The organism is Novosphingobium barchaimii LL02 (assembly GCF_001046635.1).
Classification (GTDB): domain Bacteria; phylum Pseudomonadota; class Alphaproteobacteria; order Sphingomonadales; family Sphingomonadaceae; genus Novosphingobium; species Novosphingobium barchaimii.
The window spans coordinates 370,768-389,756 of sequence record NZ_KQ130455.1 but is presented as its reverse complement, the minus strand read 5'-3'; the positions used below and the strand labels follow the sequence as shown (position 1 = coordinate 389,756).

The following is an 18,989-nucleotide window of genomic DNA, read 5'->3' as shown; positions in this document are numbered from 1 at the left end:
AGCACTGTCCAATACGCAATTGGCCGATACTGATACGAATATCTTATCAAGACCCACGGCTATCCCGAAGGAAATCCCCGATCGTTGAGACGGGATCGATGATCAACAATGCGCATAATCGTATTAGATGGGTCCCTGTCCGGCCCCTAGCCTGCCGCAATCGAACGGCGACCAACAAAGGCATCGCTGCGGAGAGGTGCATGGCAGACACGCAATTCACCAGCGACGCGGCTTCGCCGGCAAGGGGACGCGGCGCCGCGTGGTACGGCACCATCGCGGTCTCGCTGGCGTTCACGCTGTCCTACATCGACCGCCAGATACTGAGCCTACTGGTCACGTCCATCAAGGCCTCGCTGGGGCTGAGCGACACGCAGATCGGTATCCTGCAGGGCGTCAGCTTCTCGATCTTCCACGTCCTTGCCACGCTCCCCCTCGCGTGGCTGGCGGACCGCGTCCACCGGCCCCGGTTGATGGCGGCGTGCATGATCGCCTGGAGTTTCGCCACGTGCGCGGCGGGGCTGGCGTTCAGCTTCGGCAGCCTCATGCTGGCGCGGATTGGCGTCGCGGTGAGCGAAGCGGGCCTGCCGCCTGCCGCACAAAGCCTGCTCGCCGACCTGCACGACAGGCCCGGCCTTGCCCGCGCAACTTCGATCTTCATGCTCGCTCCCTTCGTCGGCGGCGGCCTCGCCCTGACTTTGGGAGGCAAGCTCTACGCCGCCTCCGCCTCGTGGGACCTATCGGGCATGGCCGATTTCGCAGCGTTGGAGCAATGGCAGCTGATACTGCTGCTGGCAGGCTTGCCCGGTCTTCTCCTGGCCCCGGCAATGGCCTTCACCGTGCGCGAACCGCGCATGCGCATGGCCTCCGCGCGGCCCCACGCGGCGAAAGGCGCGTTGGCGGCGTTCCTCGTCGAAAATCGCGCTTTCTGCTTTCCCTTCATGATCGCCATCGCCCTGCTCATCACGATCCTCAACGCATTTGTAGCGTGGATGCCGACAGCGCTGATGCGTCGCCACGGACTGGACGAAGCCGCCGTGGGTCAGGGTTTCGGCATGGTGTTCATCCTAGCTGGCGCATCCGGCACCCTCACCGCAGGTTGGCTGGTGAGCCGGTTGCGCAACGAGCAGATGCTCGAACGCACGGTTCGTCTGATGCGCGGCGCTGCGATCATCATGGTCCTGCCAGCTACCCTTGCCCCGCTGGCTGCTAACCTCGGTCAAGCTCTGACCCTGCTGGCCCCGGCCATATTCGTCCTGAGCGCGATCATCAGCATGAGTTCCATCCCGTTCCAGTTCATCGCTCCGCCGCCGCTGCGCGCGCAGGCACTGGCAGCGCTTTCCATTGCCGCTGCATTCGTGGGAACCGGGCTTGGCCCCTTGCTGATCGGGCTGCTCAGCGACGGATTCGAGGCGTTCGCAACGGTTGACCCTCTTGCTTGCGCGCTGGCCGTCGCTGCCGGCGTCATATTGCCGATCATCGCGATCTGCCTTTCCATAGCGGCGCGCAGCGTGGCTGACCTGCCGTAAACCATAGGTAAAACGGGAGGCTTCCCGTGATAGCTTCACAAAAAAAATGAAGACGACGGAGAGGATCACCATGCTTGCAACGGCCGTACCAGCGCACGTTCCCACCGATCGGGTAGTCGATTTCGACATCTTCAATCCACCCGGGATCGAAACCGACTATTTCGCTGCCTGGACCGCGCTGCTGGATGGGCCGGGGCTGGTATGGACAACGGCCAACGGCGGCCACTGGATCGGCGCGCGGGGCGACGTTGTCCGCCAGCTTTGGGCGGATGCGGATCGACTGTCGAGCGAATGCCTTGCCGTCACGCCGGGGCTTGGTGAGGTGATGAGTTCATTCCGCTCCAGTCCGACGGCCCCGCACACAAGGCCTTTCGCACGCCAGTAGTGAAAGGCCGGCTAACGCTCGGCGCCCCGCTCGACAGCGACGGGGGCGACCCTAAAAGCGACCCTAAAACTCGGTCGCGGTTGCCCCCGAACAGCCCCGGGCAACATAAGCGCGAAACACAAGGAAATCAGCCATTTCTTGGGTTGCGCCCCCCATTCCTTGGGGGCTCTTGGCGGAGAGGGTGACCGCCGCAAGATGGCGATTATTCGGCGGATTTCTCCCGGTTCTTGGGAGGCTCCAAAACCATTACCCCGACTTTTACCCGAGGGGGTAAAATCGGCGGATTGATCGGAATTCGAACCTTGGCTGCACATCACCTCTCCGAATCGCTATGCCTCGGCACGGGTCACCAAAAGGCAGGACCCGCACTGCGCCATGATCTGTAGCTTACACCACAGATAGCGCCGGCTTCGCGTTACGAGCGGGCGGGGTTTCTTTTGCTGCCGTAAGCCCAAACAGAAGGTTTTCGAGTTCGCCGTGCGGGATGTCGAGCTGCTTGGCAATATCGGCCCGCGTGCGCTTCTGCTCCCAGAGATCATCCAGGACCATCTTCCAAAGCGCCGACGTCTCCCGAGGCATACTGTCCGGTTCCTCGCTCCCGTAGTCGGAACGAAGTTGGATGTTAAAGCCTCGATATTGCCAGTCGGACAGCAAGCCGATTTTATGAAGCCGATATGTAAGCGCCGCAGCAGATACACCCCAACGACCCTTAGCCCGTATGATTTGGGTAAGCGAATGAACCCGAGGCATTTCAGATATGATGTCCGCGCGCGGCATCAAGAATGAGCTCGCGAAAGCGTTAGCTTCGGCCTCCGCCTGCTTGCCCTGATTAGAGCCGCCGTGCTTGTGCAGCACCAGGTGCCCGAGTTCGTGAGCAGCATCAAAACGGCTTCGCTCGGTCGTTTTAAAAGTGTTGAGGAAGATGAAGGGTTCGTCGTTCCGCCAACATGAGAACGCATCAACGTTCTTAGTATTTTCCGCGAGCGAAAAAACGCGAATGCCTTTTGCTTCGAGCAGCTTGATGAAGTTGCCGATCGGCTTTTCACCCAACCCCCAAGCAGCGCGCAAAGCGCGAGCCGCCACAGCCGGATTGCGCTCTGGCCCATCATCAACCAGATTTGGAGCTGGCAACCTGTAGTTGGCGTGCAGCCAATCCGAAACGAGGTATGCAATTCCGCCTGCAGCGATCGCCGCGTTGCGTTCCCGCTTGGTTACCGATGAGAGACTGCGAAAACTTACAGCCGCTTCTGGAAGAGTATCGACGTCCTCGCCGTAAAAGAATTCAACAGGGAAACCGAGAGCCAAGGCAATCCGTCCCACAGTCGCTTCCTGCGGAACCTGCTTGCCGCTGCGGATCTGCGAAAGGCTGACGACGGTCACGTCTGCGATATCGGCCAAAGCCCGAGCCGTTTTCCGGCTGCGATCCATCGCCAGATCAAGTCGGGCCGGGTTGAATTGCATCTTATTTCCGTGCGATCGAGAACTCGTATGGATCGCCGTCGTCCGGCCGCTTAGCTACCGGTCCACGAGATTTCCAATCGCCGCTCCTAACGACGAAGATGCGTTCGAGGAAGCCCTTGAAATTCCCACCGTCTATCGAAGCCGGCAGGGATAGCTCGGCGCGCACGTCGTCGGGGTCTTGATCATTCACGGACACGCACAAGAACCAGACAGAGCGGTTCAATTCGGCGATCTTTTCCGGTGCCACTTCCGGCAATTCGGCGTCTTTAAAGAGGCCGCCTTGGGCCTCCTTGATAACTGCCTCAGATGCGGGACCTTTCCCACTGATTGCCTGCGGTCCCCGTATACCGACGCACGCTTGATCTACCGACTGGTACACGATCGAAATTCCGCTTTCCCGATGCACCACGGATTCGACGCCGTTCGTGCTATCCATGTCCCAACCCTTCGGCAGGAACAAGAAACGGGTATGGCGCACTCCTGCGAAGTAAGCCTTTGAACCGCCAGCCGTTCGGGCATCTGCCGCCACCACGTCATTTCTCGCTGCGACCACCGCCTCGATGACAGAGTAGAACTCCTCGGCGGTGACGCCGAACGGTGCCAAGCGGTCGGCGACTTCAGCAGTTTCCTTGAAAATCCGTACCGCGTGCATGAGGTGCCCTTTAATTTTTGCCGCCGCTTTTGTGGCATTAAAAATTAAAGTCCGCAAGCCCGGTGATCTCTTAGCTGTCGAGTTCCACCGGGCTGCGTATGGCCGGCTGGACCTCGGACCCGTTCCGCATTACCGTTCTGCGCAATTGGGGGACCGATGTTTTACCGACTATCTCTCGCTGCGGCAATCGTCGCTGTAGTGTTCACGACGCCGGCCGTTGGCGACACCGCATCCCGCGTGAGCCGTCAGACGCTCGAAGTGCAACGCGCGATGGCTGGCGATGTCAGGAAGCTCTCGCAATCCGCGACCAGCTTGGAAATTTCCGCAACCCTTCCAGACCCGCTCAGCGAATCATGCGCCCCAGGGGAGGAATTGAGAACCTCCGACCTCTGCGCTCAGTGGTTTGCTGCGCGCGCTGCAGGCGAAGCCGCAAGATGGTCTTACTGGACTTTCTGGCTTGGTTTGGTTTCAGCGCTCGTTAGCGCCGGAGGCCTAATCGCAATAATTGCGACCATTAAGCAAGGCCGGCACGCCAATCAAATTGCGCAGGATAGCGCCGACCACCAGCTGCGCGCGTATCTTGGAGTGAGCGAAATTAAGGCTGCTCTTGACCGGAATGGCCATATAACTGCCCGTTTGCTTATACGTAACTACGGCATAACGCCCGCCCGGAATATATCTGCGGCCATAAAAGGAATAGTGACGGAATTCCCCTCCGTTATCGATCCGAAAATTCACGCTATCGCTGATAATCAGCCATGTCCGGAAACACTTCATCCTGGTTCCGAGTTTGACATTTATGGATCTGCGGCGATCCCGGATATGAAGGCGGTAGATCGCGGGGATCAAGGTTTCTATGTGTACGGCGACGTCCACTACGACGACTTCAATGGCGTTAGGCGGAGGACGTCATTTTGCTACCGTGGAACAGAAACAACACTACTCCGGAGTGGCGAAATGCGGGTTTCAATAAACGGAAACAGTACAACGTGAACGCCTAGCAACTGGCAATTTTCACACGCTGGCAAGCATGCACTACGCGTCGGGCAGTCGCAGCATCCATTTCTGCGATGTGGCAATCCTTCCGATCAAATCCGAGCTGCTCGGCCAGCCACTTGTACCCCCTGCCCCGCGCGACGTGTGCCTTCACCCCCGAGATTTCCGCGCGCTTGCGCCACATCGGATCGAAGGCGGCATGCGCCGCTTCGCGCGCCCGCCGTGTCTCCGGTCCCGCCGGTCGGCCAAGCGGCTTGAGCGTGGGATGCACGCCGCAGTACGCGCCGCAACCGCAGCGCCAATACCAGCGGTCGAAGAGGTCGGCGCGGTGGGGATAGACCACTTGGCCGCCGACCAACTCGACCGACCCGGGCGCGCATCCCTCGACGCATGTGGGGGCGATGGCGGCGAGCGCGGCCGGGGTGAAGTCACCCGGGTCAACCAGCATTCGGGCTTCCATTGTCTTGACCTTCCTGGGCGCGGTTCTCGATAGCCTGATCGCCGCCGACGGTTACCGTCCATCCATAGGCGTCGCCGGCATCGACCGTCGAGTTGTCCAATCGGCCCTTGAAAGCGATCTCGGCCTGGAGGCATTGCAGCGCCCATTGCATATCGGCCCAGTTATCGGCGCTGAGGTGGAGGACGGCCTTAACGCGGTGCTGAGGTGAAGCCTCGCCCGTTCCCATGCGAGTAAGCTCCTCCACCGTCAAACCAAGTCCGCTAGCGAGACCTAGCAAGATCCTTCCAGACGGGTTGCGCTGACCGCGCTCTATCTTTCCAACCGTGGTGAAGTGGATCGAACGCGCGGCGTGCTCGCCCGCCGCCGTTGCCAACTGCTCGAGCGAGAAACCTCTCTCATTACGCAACCTACGGAGACGGGTTCCGAAGGTCTCCGGGACTGCTTGCGCGTGGGGCCTCACGCCGCCGCCCTCCACCCCATCGGATTTGCGATCCACTCGTTGATGTCGCTCTCGTAGAAGGCGACCAGGCCGGCGCTGATCTGGATCGGCGCAGGGAAGGTCCCCGCCTTCACACGTTTCTCGATAGTGGAGCGGGCGAGGCTCGTGCGGGCTCGAACCTCCGGATAGCGCAGGAGGTTGTCCTGGCTGCGATCAATCGTCATTGCTTGGGTTCCTTCTGATACGCTTGATGAGTTTGTGGATATTCAGGAGCGCTGATTGCACGGCCATCGGCGGCGAGGCCGAGCCGGAGGGCAGTGCGTGGCACCGCCGCCGAAAACCTCCCGTCGCGGGGCTGGCGGCGGGAATGGGGGGACTAGTCTAATTGGTGCGTCTGCGAGCAGCGGCGCGTTGACGCTCGGACTTGCTCACTAGCAGCTCGATTTTCCCGCCGGCTGCACCAGCGAGACGGCTTGCCTCCTTTGCGAGGCGCAAGAAAATGGCCACGCGGTCCATGGCTTCTTCGCGCCTGAACGGGCCAATGCCGGAAGGACCACTGAGTACGATCACGTCGTCGAGCGCGTCGTCGAGCGCGCCGAGCAGGTGTAAGGCATTGTCGATCTGGTCCTGAACTTCGGCGGCGAGCTGGTGCAGCGTCGTAGTGTCCATATCAGCGCCCCTTTCGTTCGCACTCGCTCGCCCAGGCGCCGAGCGAGATCAGGGTCCGGATGCCTTCGAGTGCGCGGCCGAGATGCCTTGGCGACACGGTAATTTCGTCAGGGCCGGTCTCGCCGAGCAGGTTGCTGATCACCAGCGTGAGAGCATGCGCCTCGTCGAGGCTGCTTCGCGCCAGATCATCGGGACTGTCGCAAAACGGCAGCGTACCATTGATCCGAAAGTCGGCGAGCGTGGTGAAATCCGAATGTTTGATGGCGTTCATGATCAGCCCTCTCGCTCGCAGGTGAAGGCGACCTGCTTCATGCGGTCGCTGCAGGGGAGCGCCAGCCGGCACTCGTCCTGGCTCAAGCCATGGTCGAGCATGGCGACGGTACCGCGATAGTCGACGATCAGCTGATAGCTGGGCTCGCATGGGCCCCAAGTCGCGGGGAAGAGCTGCTGCACTATCGCGAGGCCGAGCAGCGCAAGGCCCAGGGGCGGGAGGTAGATGAAGAAATTGCGCATCGCTCAGGCCTCTCTTTGTTCGTCAGGGAGGGCGCCGTAGAGCGCGCCGGCCACGCCCTTCGCTAAGGCCATCTCGCGCCGGGCAAGCGTCATCAGGGAGAGGATGGATTGGCTGGTGTCGGTGATGATGGCCGCATGCCGGTTGTCGCTTCCGAGCAGACGCGCCTGCTCGATGATGGTGATCAAGAGCGAGCTGCTGATCAATTCGAGCACGGCATCGGCTTCTCCGATCCATGCTGTGGCGCATTCACACGCGTCCCGAGGGCCGATCACTGCGACATTGATGCGCAGGCCTTCCCCGTCCGGGAGGCATATCCTCTCGAAGTTGTTCTCGTGCCTCATGAAGGCCTCCTGCTATGGTGATGCAGGAGGTTGGCGGAGGCCGGCCCGGAGCTATCTTCCGGGCGCGGCGCGTTTCCCTACCTGCGCATCAGGGGGTCAGCGGCCTTGCGGCGATCGTCCCCGATGCGCCCTGTATCTGCCCCATCAGGGCATGTTGTCAACTGCAAAATAGACCCCCACAGGGCATAGAAAGGTATCCCGATCCGACGGGACATTGCGTCATAGCGTTCCAGCCGGCATTTAATGATCGTTCGGTTTTGAAGCAGGCGACATCAGATTTTGTATATTCCTTAGCCTTTGATCAATCTGCTTAAGCAAAATCACCGTTGCCGTTTGAGCGTCTATCTCTTTACCATCATGCGCTTCACGATCAAAAGAGATGTCATCGTCGTCAATGCCAAGATTGTTTGGGCCCACTTGATAAAGAAATCTAACGCTCTCACCGACGTCGAAATCACCCCTTTCACTGTGATAGTGTTCAGGGCGTTCTTCCGGAACGCCTATGATGCCACTCGGAATTATTATCTCATGTGGCTCGACTTTAAGCGCTGAGGCAATTTTTTCTATCCAAGGTAAGTCTAGTTTGCGCTCCTCACGCTCTAGCTTTCCCAGCATATTAAGGGTTGTCCCGATGCTCGCTGCCAGCTGGCTTTGAGACAGGCCCCGATATTTGCGAAGTGCGGCGATGTTGTTCATGGGCGCATTATGCCCTGATGGGGCATTAAAAAATAGTGGACAGGTAGGGCATAATTTTTGCTTGACGACTATGCCCCTACAGGGCGTATTTTGGGCGTATGCAGCTCATTCAATATCTGAAAGACCGAAACGAAAGTGTTTCGGCATTCGCTGCTCGCATTAGCGAGCCCCAGACAACGATTCGTAAGATCGTCTATGGCCAGCGACAACCATCGCTCCCCTTGGCGGTGAAAATCAGCGAGGCGACGGAAGGGGCGACAAGCCCGGGTGAACTAGTCATCAACTCTTCCGACGCTGCGTAACCGTTGTGCGCCCGGCCCAGAGCATTCCAGCGAAAGCCGCTGTAAAACCGATCTTTTCCCATCGCGGCCGAGCTCTCGCGCTCGCCGCTGAGATGCGGTGCTCCGCGCAGACCGTCTATTCCTGGAAATATGCGAACGCGATCCCCCGTTACCGCCGGAGCGAGGTCCTCGACGCCGTGCACCGGATGCGGCTGCAGCTTCCCGTCGAAACCATCATCTATCTCAGCAAGGTGTTCTGACATGTCCGTTTCCAAGGGGCAGGATGCCCTGCCAGCTCTGCCGTCCAACGTGGAGGCGGAGGCTGCTTTGCTCGGCGCCCTAATGATGCCCGAGATGGGTTGGCTGATCGAGCACGCCGCGGATCGGCTGAACTCGGCGGCGTTTTACGAACCCGTGCACGGCAGGATCTTCGATGCGATCCAGCGTCAGCACTCGGTCGGACAACCGGCCAATCCGATCTTCATCAAGGGCTACTTCGATGGGGACGACGGCATCGCCGTATTGGGTGGAGCCAATAAGTATCTCTCTGGCCTTACAGCCAACATGGAAGGGCTATTGGCGCCCCGCCAATTCGTCGAGCAGGTCGCCGACCTGGCGGCCCGTCGGAAGGTGATGACCGCAATGCTGGGCGCAATTCATCAATGCGCCGACGCCAACATGAACCTTAAGGAGGTTGTCGCGGGTCTTGATAGCGCCGTCGACCAGCGCGCCAGCGACGCGGTAACGGTCTCCGATGCGGCCGAGTCGGTAGCGGCGTTTCAAAGCGAACTTGATGCCGAGCACTTTGGTGTTCTCAACAACCGCATCAGCGCAATCGATGGATTGCTAGGGCCTTTGGAGCCGAAGTCACTCACGATTTTGTCGGCCCGGACGGGTATGGGGAAGACCGTAGTTGCGACCAACTACGCACTCGGCGCCGCCATGGCCGGTCATGGTGTCTGCTTCGTCAGCCTCGAAATGTCTCGTGCGCAGTTAATGGGCCGAATGATCGCCGATGCCGGTTTCGATGATGCCGACCGCCGCGTCTCTTACACCGATATCCAGAAGCGGTCGCTCAACCCCTGGCAGCGTGAGAGGGTCAACGACCTTGGCAAACTGATCGGCAAGTTGCCGCTCACTATCGTTGATCCCGGTACCATGACGATCGGACAGCTGGAACGCACCGTACGCAGCCAGAAGCGCGCCATGGCCGCTAGGGCCGTCAGCCTCGACCTGGTCGTCGTCGACTATCTGCAGCTCCTCCGCAGTGACGGTCCGAAGCGATCGATATACGAAGCCATCAGCGACATCAGCATCCGTCTTAAGGGGCTTGCGAAGGACAATGGCGTCGCGGTGCTCGCACTGGCCCAGCTAAGTCGCAACGTCGATAACCGCCCTGGAAACAGGCCGATCCTAGCCGACCTTCGTGACAGCGGACAGATCGAGCAGGATGCCGACGCCGTGCTCTTCCTCCTGCGCGAGGAATACTACGTCAGGAACGAGGAGCCGAAAAACAAGCCCGACGAATATGATGCCTGGGAAACCAAGATAAACCGCTGCCGCGGCGTCATCGAGTTCATTGTTCCCAAGCGGCGCAACGGCTCACCCGGAAGCTCCCAGGGCAAATTCTTTGCTCCTTACCAAGCGGTGAGGGATCAGTGAACGACGACCTTCCCGAGCCGCTGACGCCGCCTGACTGCGACCTTCGGAAATTCCGCGACATGCCGCTCGATGTAGGCAGGCTGCGTGATAGTGATCTGCTCACCGAAGAGGAGCCCGAGGCGATCGTTGCTGCCCTGCTCCTTTGGGGTGCGGCATGGCATCAAGTCCCTGCCGCTTCCGTGCCCGACAATGACCGGTGGCTGGCGAAGGCCGCAGGATATGGAAGGGCTATCGAAGCGTGGATCCGGATCCGTGCCGGGGCTCTACGTGGGTTTCTCCTGTGCAGTGATGGGCGGCTCTACCACAAGACGGTAGCGGAGAAGGCTAACGCGGCATGGGACAGCCGCCTGAAGTACGAATGGACCAAAGCGGCCGATCGTCACCGCAAGTCGCAGAAGGATTTACCGGAGAAAGACCGGTCGAAATTTCCCGATTTTGAAGGGTGGAAACTCGTCCGTCAGAGTTCCGTCGATATTCCGGCGGAAATCCATGGTCGTTCCGATGGAATGGAACACGCGAAGACCGAAACGGGCAAGACTCTTGGGGCAACGCAGCCGGTGCGCGAGGGGCAAAATGCTCGAAAAACGGAAAAACAGGCATGTTCCAATGGAAATGGTGCTCACTTCCAACGGAAAGACCCCGAAATTCCGCTGGAAAATGCTCTTAAAGGAAATGATCGGAACAGAAATGAATCTATAGATAAGAGTCCTACGGACTCTTTCGTAGGCAATGCCAAAGACGGCAACCGATCTGTCGAGGGCGATCAGCCAGCCGATCCGGACAAAGTGTTCTGGGATGAGGCGAAAAAGTATCTCAGCCCCAAGCGCTCCGCACAGATCGGAAAATGGGTCAAAGACCATGGTCGAGAAGCGGTAGCCGACGCGATCAAGCTCTCGAAAGCCGAGAACGCGATCGATCCGCCGGCGTACATCAGCGCCTGCCTTCGCAACGCCAAGCAGCGCGCTGACGCTACCAAAGACGCGAAGACCGTCGAGGACGAAGCATTCAACCGGCGCTTCCCTGAACGAATCTTGCCCGAGGACGAGGCCCGCGTCCTGATGTCCGACGCAGAATTCGACCGATGGAAGTCGAGGCAAGCCGCCGAGCGTCGACCCCCAAACGAAACTGGAGCAGAACAGGAACACAGCGAATGACCAGCATCCCTGATCTTGACGATTTCACCCTCGGTGAACTCGATCCCGATCGCCGTGCTACCGACGTAACACGCCATTTGAACTTCGATTTTATGGCGCAGATCAAGGAAAACGACGCCAATACACTCGTCAAACTCCTCGCTCGAGTAGGCGAAGAGGCATACCGGCGAGGCTTTCAGAAGGGCGCCAGTGTAGGAATGCGCGAACCGGATCGCCTTCCCCGCGACCTGCACGTGTGGCGCTACGGAACCCCTCTCGACATCAGTCCTTGGGGAGACTCACCGCAAGCGGAAGAAGCGGAACACCGCCTGATGGCTGAGTGCACAGAGCTTTGGGGGAAGAGCGGTCCGTTCTGGGGCATCGTCTGTCGAGACGCTGCTGAGTTCGAGCGGCGGAAAGCTGAGCAACCCGAGTGAGCAACGACCGAACCCGCCCCGGCGCCGGCCCGATCCAAGCAGGCGACCGCCCCGAAGCAATCGTCGTCGAGCTGGCTGAGCGCCTGCATTGCGTGAGGGCCGAGCGCGACGCCGCCCTCCGAGCAGTCGAGGAGATCGAGGCCGTCATCCGCAAGGTTGATCCCGAGCACCCATGCTTGGGCCGCCGGCATGCGAACGAAGGCACGGGCAATGGCTGACCTCGACTGGCTGCCGGCGCGCGAGGTGCAGCGACGGCTGTTTGCCGCTGGACTAGCGGCGGGAGATCTGACCGGATCGATCGCTTGGTTCGCCAGGCATCGAGGCTTGATCGCGACCGGATTCGGGCGGGTCCACAACGGCGATGCCGTCGTGCGCGAGCCGAGCCGCGATCGTGTGCCCCTGCGCATGTGGCGTGCCCTCCTTGCCGGCGAGAAGCCCGGCTTGGAGAGCTTCGCGTCGTGGACGGATGGCAGCCTCACCTGGGTCATCGTTCGCGACGACGGGCGCGATCTGCAGGAGACCTGGGAGTCGGTCCACTTCGACCGCGTCTCGGTGGAAACGATGGTGCGCGATATCAGCACGCGCGGCGACGTCGACTGCCTGCAAGGATGGGAAATCGATCGGTGGATCGAGACGGCTTGCCGAACCGAGGATAGCAAGGCTGCCTGGGCGGCATACTCCCTCGATCACGGCGCGCGACGCGGGAAAAAGGCGGCTTTTACGGTCGCATGGCGACGGGTGAAGGGTGAGCGAAAGCCCGGAAGACCGCGACTTCGCGAGCGCTCGGCTTAATTCCCCGCAATCTATTTCGCGGGGAATTTTCCCTGCCCCATTGTGCATGCCCTTTCACCGCAACGCACATCGGAGCAACAGCAGCATGCCAACCCCCAGACAAAATGACGTCGGCGCGCGCACCATCTCGGTCGGTTTGCAGGAGGCGGCTCGGATAACCGGACTGAGCCGACGCAGCCTCTACAACTGCGCGAGCCGAGGCGAACTTCCGCTACGAAAGGTCGGAGCCAAGACGCTGGTGCTGGTCGATGACCTTCACCTGTTGATCACTGGCGAGGCCGCGGTCTGACATGGCTGATCCGCTCCGCTTCACCACCATGCCGCTGTCGCTGGTCTGCCGCGACGATGTCGGTTTCACCTTCCAGATGTGGCAACCTCCGCTGCAGGGTTGGACCCCGGTAACCGATCTCTTGCGGGCCTCTACGCTTGACCAGGCCGGTGCCGTACAACGCCGTTACATCGCGCAGCACGGCGGCATTATGGGGCTGATCCTCGACCGGCCCGGTTGGAAGCGCCCTGATTTCGGAGGGAACGGTCGTGGCTGAGCTGGCACTACCGGGCATCCCTAAGCGCAGCAGTCTCAAGGGCGTCGTCATCTCCCCGCATGAGCTGGGCGGTGAAAAGCTCTACAGCGTAACGGTCTGGCAAGGTGGCGGGCGTCGTCCGAAGCGGCGCTGGATGACGACGCGCGCGATCGCCTTCGCATACGCTGCCGACCGGGCAGACGACCTCGATCTGCTGATCATCGATCTCACCAGCCAGCCGCTCGACGATCGTTTCGGCGACGCCCCCGCCAGCCTCTGAAAGGACCGGCCATGGCCACCAACACACCGACCCAGCTGCCCGCCTACATCCAGATGCGCTACGAAGAGAACGGCGTCTTCGACCGGCTCGAAAGCGATGCGGAAGCGGCGGCCGCGCTGACGAGCCGCAAGTTCGAGCAGTCCTTCACCACCATCCAGGGCGGCGCCGGCAAGCTGGCTCAGATACTGCCGGCGCAGCTCGGCTCAGCGCTGGGCAGCGCGACGGATGACTTCGAGCGCCAATTCAACGCCATGCAGCAGAAGATTACGCGCAGCCTTGCCCAGGCCGGCAAGCGCGGAGACGGCGTGACGCGCGCGGTGGACGTACTGGACGTCGCTGGCGCGCAGCAGGAAGCCCAGGCGCTGCAGGGGAAGGCGAACGCCGCGCAGGAAGTCGCTGACGCGATGCGCCGGGCGGCTGAAGCGGAGGGGGCGTATTCGCAGAGCGCGCGCATCAACGTGGCGGCAGCCGAGGCGGTAGCGGTGGAGCAGCGGGCGGCGGCAGCGGCGGCGCACGATCACGCTGCGATGCTGCAACAGGTTCAGGCTCAACTCAGCGACGAGGCGATGGCGTCCACCCGAACGGCAGGCGCCACCAAGCTCCTGGCCTCGGCGAACGACAACGCCACCGATTCTTCGGGCCGCCACCGCGCGGCGATGCAGAACCTGTCCTACCAGCTGCAGGACGTGGCGATCCAGGCGCAGATGGGAACGTCGTGGTTCACTATCATGGCCCAGCAGGGCGGCTCGATCGTCTCGGCACTCGCAGAGATGAGCGCGGCCGGCGGCACTGCGGGGCAGGGCATATCGAAGGCGGGCGAAGCGGCCGACGAGGCCGGCGTCGACATTGAGGGCCTTGGCGAGCAGGCGATCGGCGTAGCGGAGAAGGTGGAGAACACCGGATCGCGCATGGGCCGCTTTGCAGCTTTCCTCGGCGGGCCATGGGGCGCAGCTTTGGTGGTCGGTGTTTCGGTGCTGGGTCCGCTCATCGCATCGCTGGCTGATACCGGCGACGAGGCGGACACCACCTCCAAAAAAGTCGATGGCCTCACGGACTCGCTCGACCGGTTGCGGCAAGCCCAGGGCCGCGTGACGATGCAGCAGCTCGGCTATGCCCAGGCCGATGTCTTCGAGAAGCAGACGGCGGTTTCCCAGCTGGACCGAACCATTAAAACCGCGAGCGGGAATGTCGGCCTGGCGGCGGGCGTTCGCAGCCTCGAGCTGAAACGCGATGATGCCCAGCAAGAGCTTGAGGACGCGCAGGCGCTGCTCAAGGTCAGTCAAATGCGGGCCGACATCCAGGCGAAGGCTGATGCTGCCGACAGGTCGGCCGTCGATGGCAAGAAGCGCGCCGCCGAGGACGATCGCGCCGCGAAAGCGGCAGAACGTGCGGCCAAGGCCGCAGAGCGCAAAGCCGCAGCGGACCAAGCTGCCGGCGAAAAGGCCATCGAGACTATCAGGCGCACGACGGAGCAGTTCGACGAGCAGCCGAAGGCTATCGATCAGGCAGCACGCGCCACTCGCGATCTGGATGCGGTCATCGCTGACCTGGGCAAACACAAGCCCGCCGGCTTCGCGGAAATGATTGAGCAGGCCCGGGACGCGAAGGATGTGGTCGCCGACTCTCTGCTCCGCCCGCTTGAGGAAATGCGGAAGGAAAGCGAGCGCCGCCTTCAGGTACAGGACCTGCTGACCGCGGGCCGTGACGACGAAGCCGCGGCGCTGCAGGCAGTATGGAGCATCGAGGACAAGCTGGGCAGCGAGGAAGAGCTGCGGGCCAAGATGCAGGACCTCATCACTGCCGGCCGGAAGGATGAGGCGGCGATCTTCGAACGGCTGCTCGCCTCGTACCCAGCAATGAAGCGCGAGGCGGCCGAACTGGCGCAGATCGAAGAGGAGCGGACGCGCCAGGCGGAACGTCAGCGCGCCCTGTTCGAGGCGCAGCTGCACGTCATCGACACCGCGCGCACCAGCCTCACCGACATGCTTTCGGGCCGAAAGACGGATTTCCTGGGCAGCATGAAGCAGAGCCTGAAGGACCTGCAGGGTGCGCGTCTCGCGGATGAGATCTTCGGCGGCGTTTTCCAGGAACTGGAAGATCAGCTTCGGCAGCGCTCCCCCTTGGGCAAGGCGACAGGCCGGTTGACCGAAGGCGTAGATACCGCCGGCAAGAAGCTGGAGGATCTCGCCACCGCAGTCGAAGGTGCCACGAAGCGTATTGGCGCAGCGGGCACGGACGCGGTCTCCGCCAGTTTGGTTGACGGGAATGCCGTGACAGTGCCGGGCACGCGTCCCAGCGCCTCACCAGCCGCGAAGACCGGGGCCACCGACCTCACGAAGCTGACTATCCAGCAGCTCGCGGAGAAGACCGCTCACGCGACGGTCGATCCGCTGCTTGCCGGCTTCGATCACACCATGGGCACCACGTTCTTCCAGAACCTGTCCGGTACACTGAGCGGCGCCCTCGCTGGCGCAATGACGGGCGGCACAGTCGGTGGCGCGGTTGGCGGGCTGCGGGGCATGGTATTCGACTATGGCCCTGACGTCTTCGGCAAGGGCATGACGGAAAAGCTACTTGGCAGGTTCGACGATGCCCTCGGCGGCGTGCAAACCGGCAGCATGGCGGCTGGTCTGATGAAGGGCATTGGCCTCAAGACCTCATCAACCGGGGCTCAGATCGGCGGTGCGCTCGGGGGTCTTACCGGTATCCCAGGCGGCGACATCATCGGCTCGATCGCTGGCGGCCTGCTCGGCGGCCTGTTGAAGGGCAATCGCACCGCCAATGCCGTCATCACGAATGCGAACGGCTATACCCAAGGCGGCAAGGACAACGGGAACTACGGCACCGTCGCTGGGCTGGGTGATAGCGTCATCGGCAACCTGACGAACATCGTCGACAAGCTCGGCGGCACCGTCGGCAGCTTCATGGTGTCGATCGGTACGCGCGGTGACGAATACCGGGTCAATCCCAACGGCACGAGCCTGAAGATCGACAAAGGGGCGATTTCGTTCGGGGATGATGCCGAGGCGGCCATCGCCTTCGCAGTGAAGAACGCGATCGAGGATGGCGCACTCAAGGGGATGAGGGCATCCACCCTCAACATCATCAAGGCCGGCGACGACCTCGAAGCGGCTTTGCAGGACGCGCTAGATTGGGAGAACGTATTCCGCGAGCTGAAGTCGATCAAGGATCCCTTGGGCTCGGCGATGGACGATCTCGACAAGGAGTTCGAACGGTACATCGACCTTGCCAAGACAGCTGGCGCCAGTGCGGCGGAAATGGCCGACCTGCAGGAGCTATACAGCATCAAGCAGGCCCAGGCGGCCGAGGACTACAAGGATCGCATCCTGGGCTCCCTGCAAGGCCTACTCGACGGCCTCACCACCGGGGACAATGGGCTCTCGCTCCGCGACCGCAGAGCGGCGGCGCTGGGCACCTATGACGGCTTGGCGGCCCGGGTGAAAGCCGGCGATAGCTCTGCTTACGATGACTATGCCAGCGCCGCTCAGCAGCTGCTCGACATCGAACGGGACCTCTACGGCTCGCAGCAGGAATACTTCGACCGCCTCAACGAGGTGACCGACCTAACGAAGACACGCATCGATGCCGAGACCAACGTCGTTTCCATCGCCGAGAACCGGGACAGCCCGTTCGATGCCACCGGCGCCGTCAAGTCGTCGATCGACACCCAGACCGACCAAACCGTGTCTCGCCTCGATGCGGTGAATGAGAATCTTGGGCGGGCGCTGTCCTTCCTCAGCCAGATCGCAGCAAACGGGGGCACTATGCCGTCGTCCGGATCGCCGCGAATTTCCCTGCCCAGCTACTTCTAACCACGAAAGGAAAGACCCATGACCACGAGTTCAAGACTGACGGCTCATCGCGAAAAGAATGGGACCGACTTGCGCACCGGGCTCCCGCTCGCGGCGGGCGCGCCCCGCCGCTTTGACAACTTCCAAGCCCGTCTCAGCGCGCCGCTTCCTGGAGCGATCAACACCAAGCCGGGAGCGGCCGCTCATCAGTCGACGACGCAGACCCCGGCCCAGCCGCCTGCAGCCGCCCCCAAGGTGCCAGCTATGTCGCAGGCTGAGATTGCGCGGACGCGGCGCGCCGAGCGTCACGATGCCGTGATGGGCTCGATTGCCGCGAGGGGCCGCCAGCTCACCGCCAAGGCCCTGCTGGAAGCGAAGGAGAACTACACCACCGCGCAGATCCTGGGGAGCCTGGCGAGCATGCCGACCGACGCGGATATCCGCGCCAAGGCAAAGCGCGAAGCGTCGGATGCGGTGTGGGACCGCGCCCGTTTCGGGGCCGAAGCGCGAAGATCGGCCCCCGCTGCCAATGCTGAGAACGGGAGCCGCAAGGCAAGCGGTGCCGTCTGGGATCGCGCTTACGGACGCGCTGCCACCGACGCTCCCGCACTGGTGCCTAAGCATGGGCCGGCAATTGGCCGCGCCGCCGCCGATGCGGTGTGGGACCGCGTTAACGCCAGAATGGAAGCCCATCGGAGGATCTACTCATGAGCCTGCAAACCGCACTTCACGAAGCCACCCGCCGCGCTCAAGCTCTCGACTTCTCCGCCGAGAACGAGCGCATTGCCGGAATAGACCAGCAGCTTGGGCAGATTGAGGAGGCCATACAGGGAGCGCGCGCCCGGCGCGAGGAAGTCTTGCAGCTCGTCCGCGAGCTGAACGGTGAGAGCAATCCCGCTAGACGCTCGACCCTCGATATCGACGATGGGAACGCGGTGGCCGATGCGTTGCTTGCCGGCGTAGCTCCCGCCGACGCCGCAGCGAGCAAGTTTGACCGTGGAGCGCTCGAGCACGAACGTGATGCCCTCTCGGAAGGCTTGTCCGCGCTGGCGACCCGCAGGACCGCCCTGCAGCGCCAGCGTCAAGACACTCAGCGGGCCGCGGCGCGTCGGGCGCTCGAGGAACTCAGACCGTTGTGCCAGGCATACCTCGACAAAGCGAAAGAAGGGGCAACGCTCATCATGGAAAGCTTTGCAGCCCTCAGCGCGATCGGCCGGGCAACGAACAGCAACCCGCCAGGCCTTAATGAAACGGCGCACGCTGCCACCGGCGTGTCGACGTCTGGTTCGCTACTGGCCCTCGGGAACTCGATGCCGGTCCCTGACGAGGTTGTAGCATTGGCCGCAATCCTTGCCGGGAAGGGAGCGGCGTATATGGGAGGCCTGCCGAAGTCGGTGCAGCTCCGCGACCACTACGAGCCGGCAACCCTCGCAGTAGCAATGCGCCGCGAGGTGGCGCCGGCCCCGCAGAGGTCGGTCTTCTACAGGTAACACGAGATCGGGCGGGGTCCTCTTCCCCCGCTCGGGTGGGCCTCGCCCTTGGACGGGGCGGGGCACGGGGCCGGCGGAGGGTTTTCCGCCGGGAGGGGCGGCCGGAGCTTCAGGCCGGCTGCCCCATTCACGAAAAGGGCGGTCAGGCTTCGGCTTGGCCGCCCTTTTTGTGTCTAAGTGACTGGTTCTTCTAACTATTGCGAACCTATGGGGCTCAAAATCGCGCATAAAACGCGGTTCCTATGCGCTTTAGGGTGCGCAATTAACTAGGTAGGACCCGTAATTTTATTACGCAGCATGGATTTATTCGTATGTTGCGATACGCATGCAATAGCGGAGGCGCCGCTGAAGCGTCAGAAGTCCGGGTCTGTTGCCCAAGATTGCCGGTGACAGAAATGGCCTAGAACCGGGGGAGGCGATCACACCGAATATCTGATGC

The 18,989-nt window shown here is 61.8% G+C and carries 25 protein-coding genes and 2 pseudogenes; 15 read left to right on the top strand and 12 right to left on the bottom strand.

The window, feature by feature from the left end:
• Positions 1-200 precede the first annotated feature (200 nt).
• A complete protein-coding gene (locus V474_RS16325; RefSeq protein ID WP_059152492.1) occupies positions 201-1,526 on the top strand; it encodes an MFS transporter in 1,326 nt (441 codons plus the stop codon).
• Between the two features lie 70 nt (positions 1,527-1,596).
• Positions 1,597-1,911: a hypothetical protein gene (locus tag V474_RS16320; protein ID WP_059152491.1), complete on the top strand. Its 315-nt coding sequence runs from the start codon at positions 1,597-1,599 to the stop codon at positions 1,909-1,911.
• A 387-nt stretch (positions 1,912-2,298) separates the two neighbouring features.
• Here the strand turns inward: V474_RS16320 and V474_RS16315 are convergent, their stop codons facing one another.
• The gene (locus V474_RS16315; protein ID WP_059152490.1) at positions 2,299-3,372 is read right to left on the bottom strand and encodes a helix-turn-helix domain-containing protein; all 1,074 of its coding nucleotides are present in this window, start codon (positions 3,370-3,372) and stop codon (positions 2,299-2,301) included.
• Between the two features lies 1 nt (position 3,373).
• Positions 3,374-4,081, bottom strand: coding sequence for a hypothetical protein (locus V474_RS16310; protein WP_148649424.1), 708 nt, complete (start codon positions 4,079-4,081; stop codon positions 3,374-3,376).
• Positions 4,082-4,261: 180 nt separating this feature from the next.
• On the opposite strand from V474_RS16310, the gene V474_RS25665 reads away from it, so the two are divergent.
• Positions 4,262-5,017: a hypothetical protein gene (locus V474_RS25665; protein ID WP_148649423.1), complete on the top strand. Its 756-nt coding sequence runs from the start codon at positions 4,262-4,264 to the stop codon at positions 5,015-5,017.
• Between the two features lie 4 nt (positions 5,018-5,021).
• Here the strand turns inward: V474_RS25665 and V474_RS16300 are convergent, their stop codons facing one another.
• The 9 genes and pseudogenes from V474_RS16300 to V474_RS25000 all read right to left on the bottom strand — a co-directional run bounded on the left by V474_RS16300 (position 5,022) and on the right by V474_RS25000 (position 8,139).
• On the bottom strand, positions 5,022-5,468 hold the full coding sequence (locus tag V474_RS16300) for a zinc-finger-containing protein (RefSeq protein WP_082699821.1): 447 nt from the start codon (positions 5,466-5,468) through the stop codon (positions 5,022-5,024).
• On the bottom strand, positions 5,458-5,706 hold the full coding sequence (locus V474_RS26640) for a hypothetical protein (RefSeq protein WP_236711292.1): 249 nt from the start codon (positions 5,704-5,706) through the stop codon (positions 5,458-5,460). Before V474_RS26640 ends, V474_RS16300 begins: the two co-directional genes overlap by 11 nt.
• A 15-nt stretch (positions 5,707-5,721) precedes the next feature.
• Positions 5,722-5,940 (bottom strand): annotated as a pseudogene (locus V474_RS26975) (helix-turn-helix domain-containing protein); the annotation flags it as partial.
• A complete protein-coding gene (locus tag V474_RS16290; RefSeq protein ID WP_059152486.1) occupies positions 5,937-6,143 on the bottom strand; it encodes a helix-turn-helix transcriptional regulator in 207 nt (68 codons plus the stop codon). The gene V474_RS16290 and the pseudogene V474_RS26975, both read right to left, overlap by 4 nt.
• A 157-nt stretch (positions 6,144-6,300) precedes the next feature.
• Complete coding sequence (locus tag V474_RS16285; protein ID WP_059152485.1) at positions 6,301-6,588, bottom strand: hypothetical protein; 288 nt, start codon at positions 6,586-6,588, stop codon at positions 6,301-6,303.
• Between the two features lies 1 nt (position 6,589).
• Positions 6,590-6,859, bottom strand: a complete 270-nt coding sequence (locus tag V474_RS16280) for a hypothetical protein (RefSeq protein WP_059152484.1) — start codon at positions 6,857-6,859, stop codon at positions 6,590-6,592.
• Positions 6,860-6,861: 2 nt separating this feature from the next.
• The gene (locus V474_RS16275; protein ID WP_059152483.1) at positions 6,862-7,101 is read right to left on the bottom strand and encodes a hypothetical protein; all 240 of its coding nucleotides are present in this window, start codon (positions 7,099-7,101) and stop codon (positions 6,862-6,864) included.
• 3 nt (positions 7,102-7,104) lie between these two features.
• Positions 7,105-7,443 carry a hypothetical protein gene (locus V474_RS16270; RefSeq protein WP_059152482.1) on the bottom strand — a complete coding sequence of 113 codons (339 nt, stop codon included), beginning with the start codon at positions 7,441-7,443 and terminating at the stop codon, positions 7,105-7,107.
• 240 nt (positions 7,444-7,683) lie between these two features.
• Complete coding sequence (locus V474_RS25000) at positions 7,684-8,139, bottom strand: helix-turn-helix domain-containing protein (RefSeq protein ID WP_082699819.1); 456 nt, start codon at positions 8,137-8,139, stop codon at positions 7,684-7,686.
• A gap of 98 nt (positions 8,140-8,237) precedes the next feature.
• Here V474_RS25000 and V474_RS26970 point away from each other — a divergent pair.
• Positions 8,238-8,327 (top strand): annotated as a pseudogene (locus tag V474_RS26970) (hypothetical protein); the annotation flags it as partial.
• A gap of 5 nt (positions 8,328-8,332) precedes the next feature.
• Here V474_RS26970 and V474_RS26635 read toward each other — a convergent pair.
• A complete protein-coding gene (locus V474_RS26635) occupies positions 8,333-8,683 on the bottom strand; it encodes a hypothetical protein (protein ID WP_236711291.1) in 351 nt (116 codons plus the stop codon).
• On the opposite strand from V474_RS26635, the gene V474_RS16260 reads away from it, so the two are divergent.
• The 11 genes from V474_RS16260 to V474_RS16210 all read left to right on the top strand — a co-directional run bounded on the left by V474_RS16260 (position 8,682) and on the right by V474_RS16210 (position 18,550).
• On the top strand, positions 8,682-10,082 hold the full coding sequence (locus tag V474_RS16260) for a replicative DNA helicase (RefSeq protein WP_059152480.1): 1,401 nt from the start codon (positions 8,682-8,684) through the stop codon (positions 10,080-10,082). The genes V474_RS26635 and V474_RS16260 overlap by 2 nt on opposite strands.
• A complete protein-coding gene (locus V474_RS24995) occupies positions 10,079-11,236 on the top strand; it encodes a DUF1376 domain-containing protein (protein ID WP_201786049.1) in 1,158 nt (385 codons plus the stop codon). The genes V474_RS16260 and V474_RS24995 overlap by 4 nt, the downstream gene beginning before the upstream one ends.
• Complete coding sequence (locus V474_RS16250; RefSeq protein WP_059152478.1) at positions 11,233-11,652, top strand: hypothetical protein; 420 nt, start codon at positions 11,233-11,235, stop codon at positions 11,650-11,652. Before V474_RS24995 ends, V474_RS16250 begins: the two co-directional genes overlap by 4 nt.
• Positions 11,649-11,870 (top strand): hypothetical protein, encoded by a 222-nt coding sequence (locus tag V474_RS16245; protein WP_059152477.1) that lies wholly within the window; start codon positions 11,649-11,651, stop codon positions 11,868-11,870. Before V474_RS16250 ends, V474_RS16245 begins: the two co-directional genes overlap by 4 nt.
• Positions 11,863-12,444, top strand: coding sequence for a hypothetical protein (locus tag V474_RS16240; protein WP_059152476.1), 582 nt, complete (start codon positions 11,863-11,865; stop codon positions 12,442-12,444). The genes V474_RS16245 and V474_RS16240 overlap by 8 nt, the downstream gene beginning before the upstream one ends.
• 85 nt (positions 12,445-12,529) lie before the next feature.
• A complete protein-coding gene (locus V474_RS16235; RefSeq protein ID WP_169795081.1) occupies positions 12,530-12,733 on the top strand; it encodes a helix-turn-helix domain-containing protein in 204 nt (67 codons plus the stop codon).
• Between the two features lies 1 nt (position 12,734).
• Positions 12,735-12,989, top strand: coding sequence for a hypothetical protein (locus V474_RS16230; protein WP_059152474.1), 255 nt, complete (start codon positions 12,735-12,737; stop codon positions 12,987-12,989).
• The gene (locus V474_RS16225; RefSeq protein WP_059152473.1) at positions 12,982-13,248 is read left to right on the top strand and encodes a hypothetical protein; all 267 of its coding nucleotides are present in this window, start codon (positions 12,982-12,984) and stop codon (positions 13,246-13,248) included. The genes V474_RS16230 and V474_RS16225 overlap by 8 nt, the downstream gene beginning before the upstream one ends.
• An 11-nt stretch (positions 13,249-13,259) precedes the next feature.
• Positions 13,260-17,081 (top strand): phage tail length tape measure family protein, encoded by a 3,822-nt coding sequence (locus V474_RS16220; protein WP_059152472.1) that lies wholly within the window; start codon positions 13,260-13,262, stop codon positions 17,079-17,081.
• An 18-nt stretch (positions 17,082-17,099) separates the two neighbouring features.
• Positions 17,100-17,771, top strand: coding sequence for a hypothetical protein (locus tag V474_RS16215; protein ID WP_059152471.1), 672 nt, complete (start codon positions 17,100-17,102; stop codon positions 17,769-17,771).
• Entirely contained in the window at positions 17,768-18,550 is a 783-nt protein-coding gene (locus V474_RS16210; protein WP_059152470.1) for a hypothetical protein, read from the top strand. The genes V474_RS16215 and V474_RS16210 overlap by 4 nt, the downstream gene beginning before the upstream one ends.
• Positions 18,551-18,989: the final 439 nt, after the last annotated feature.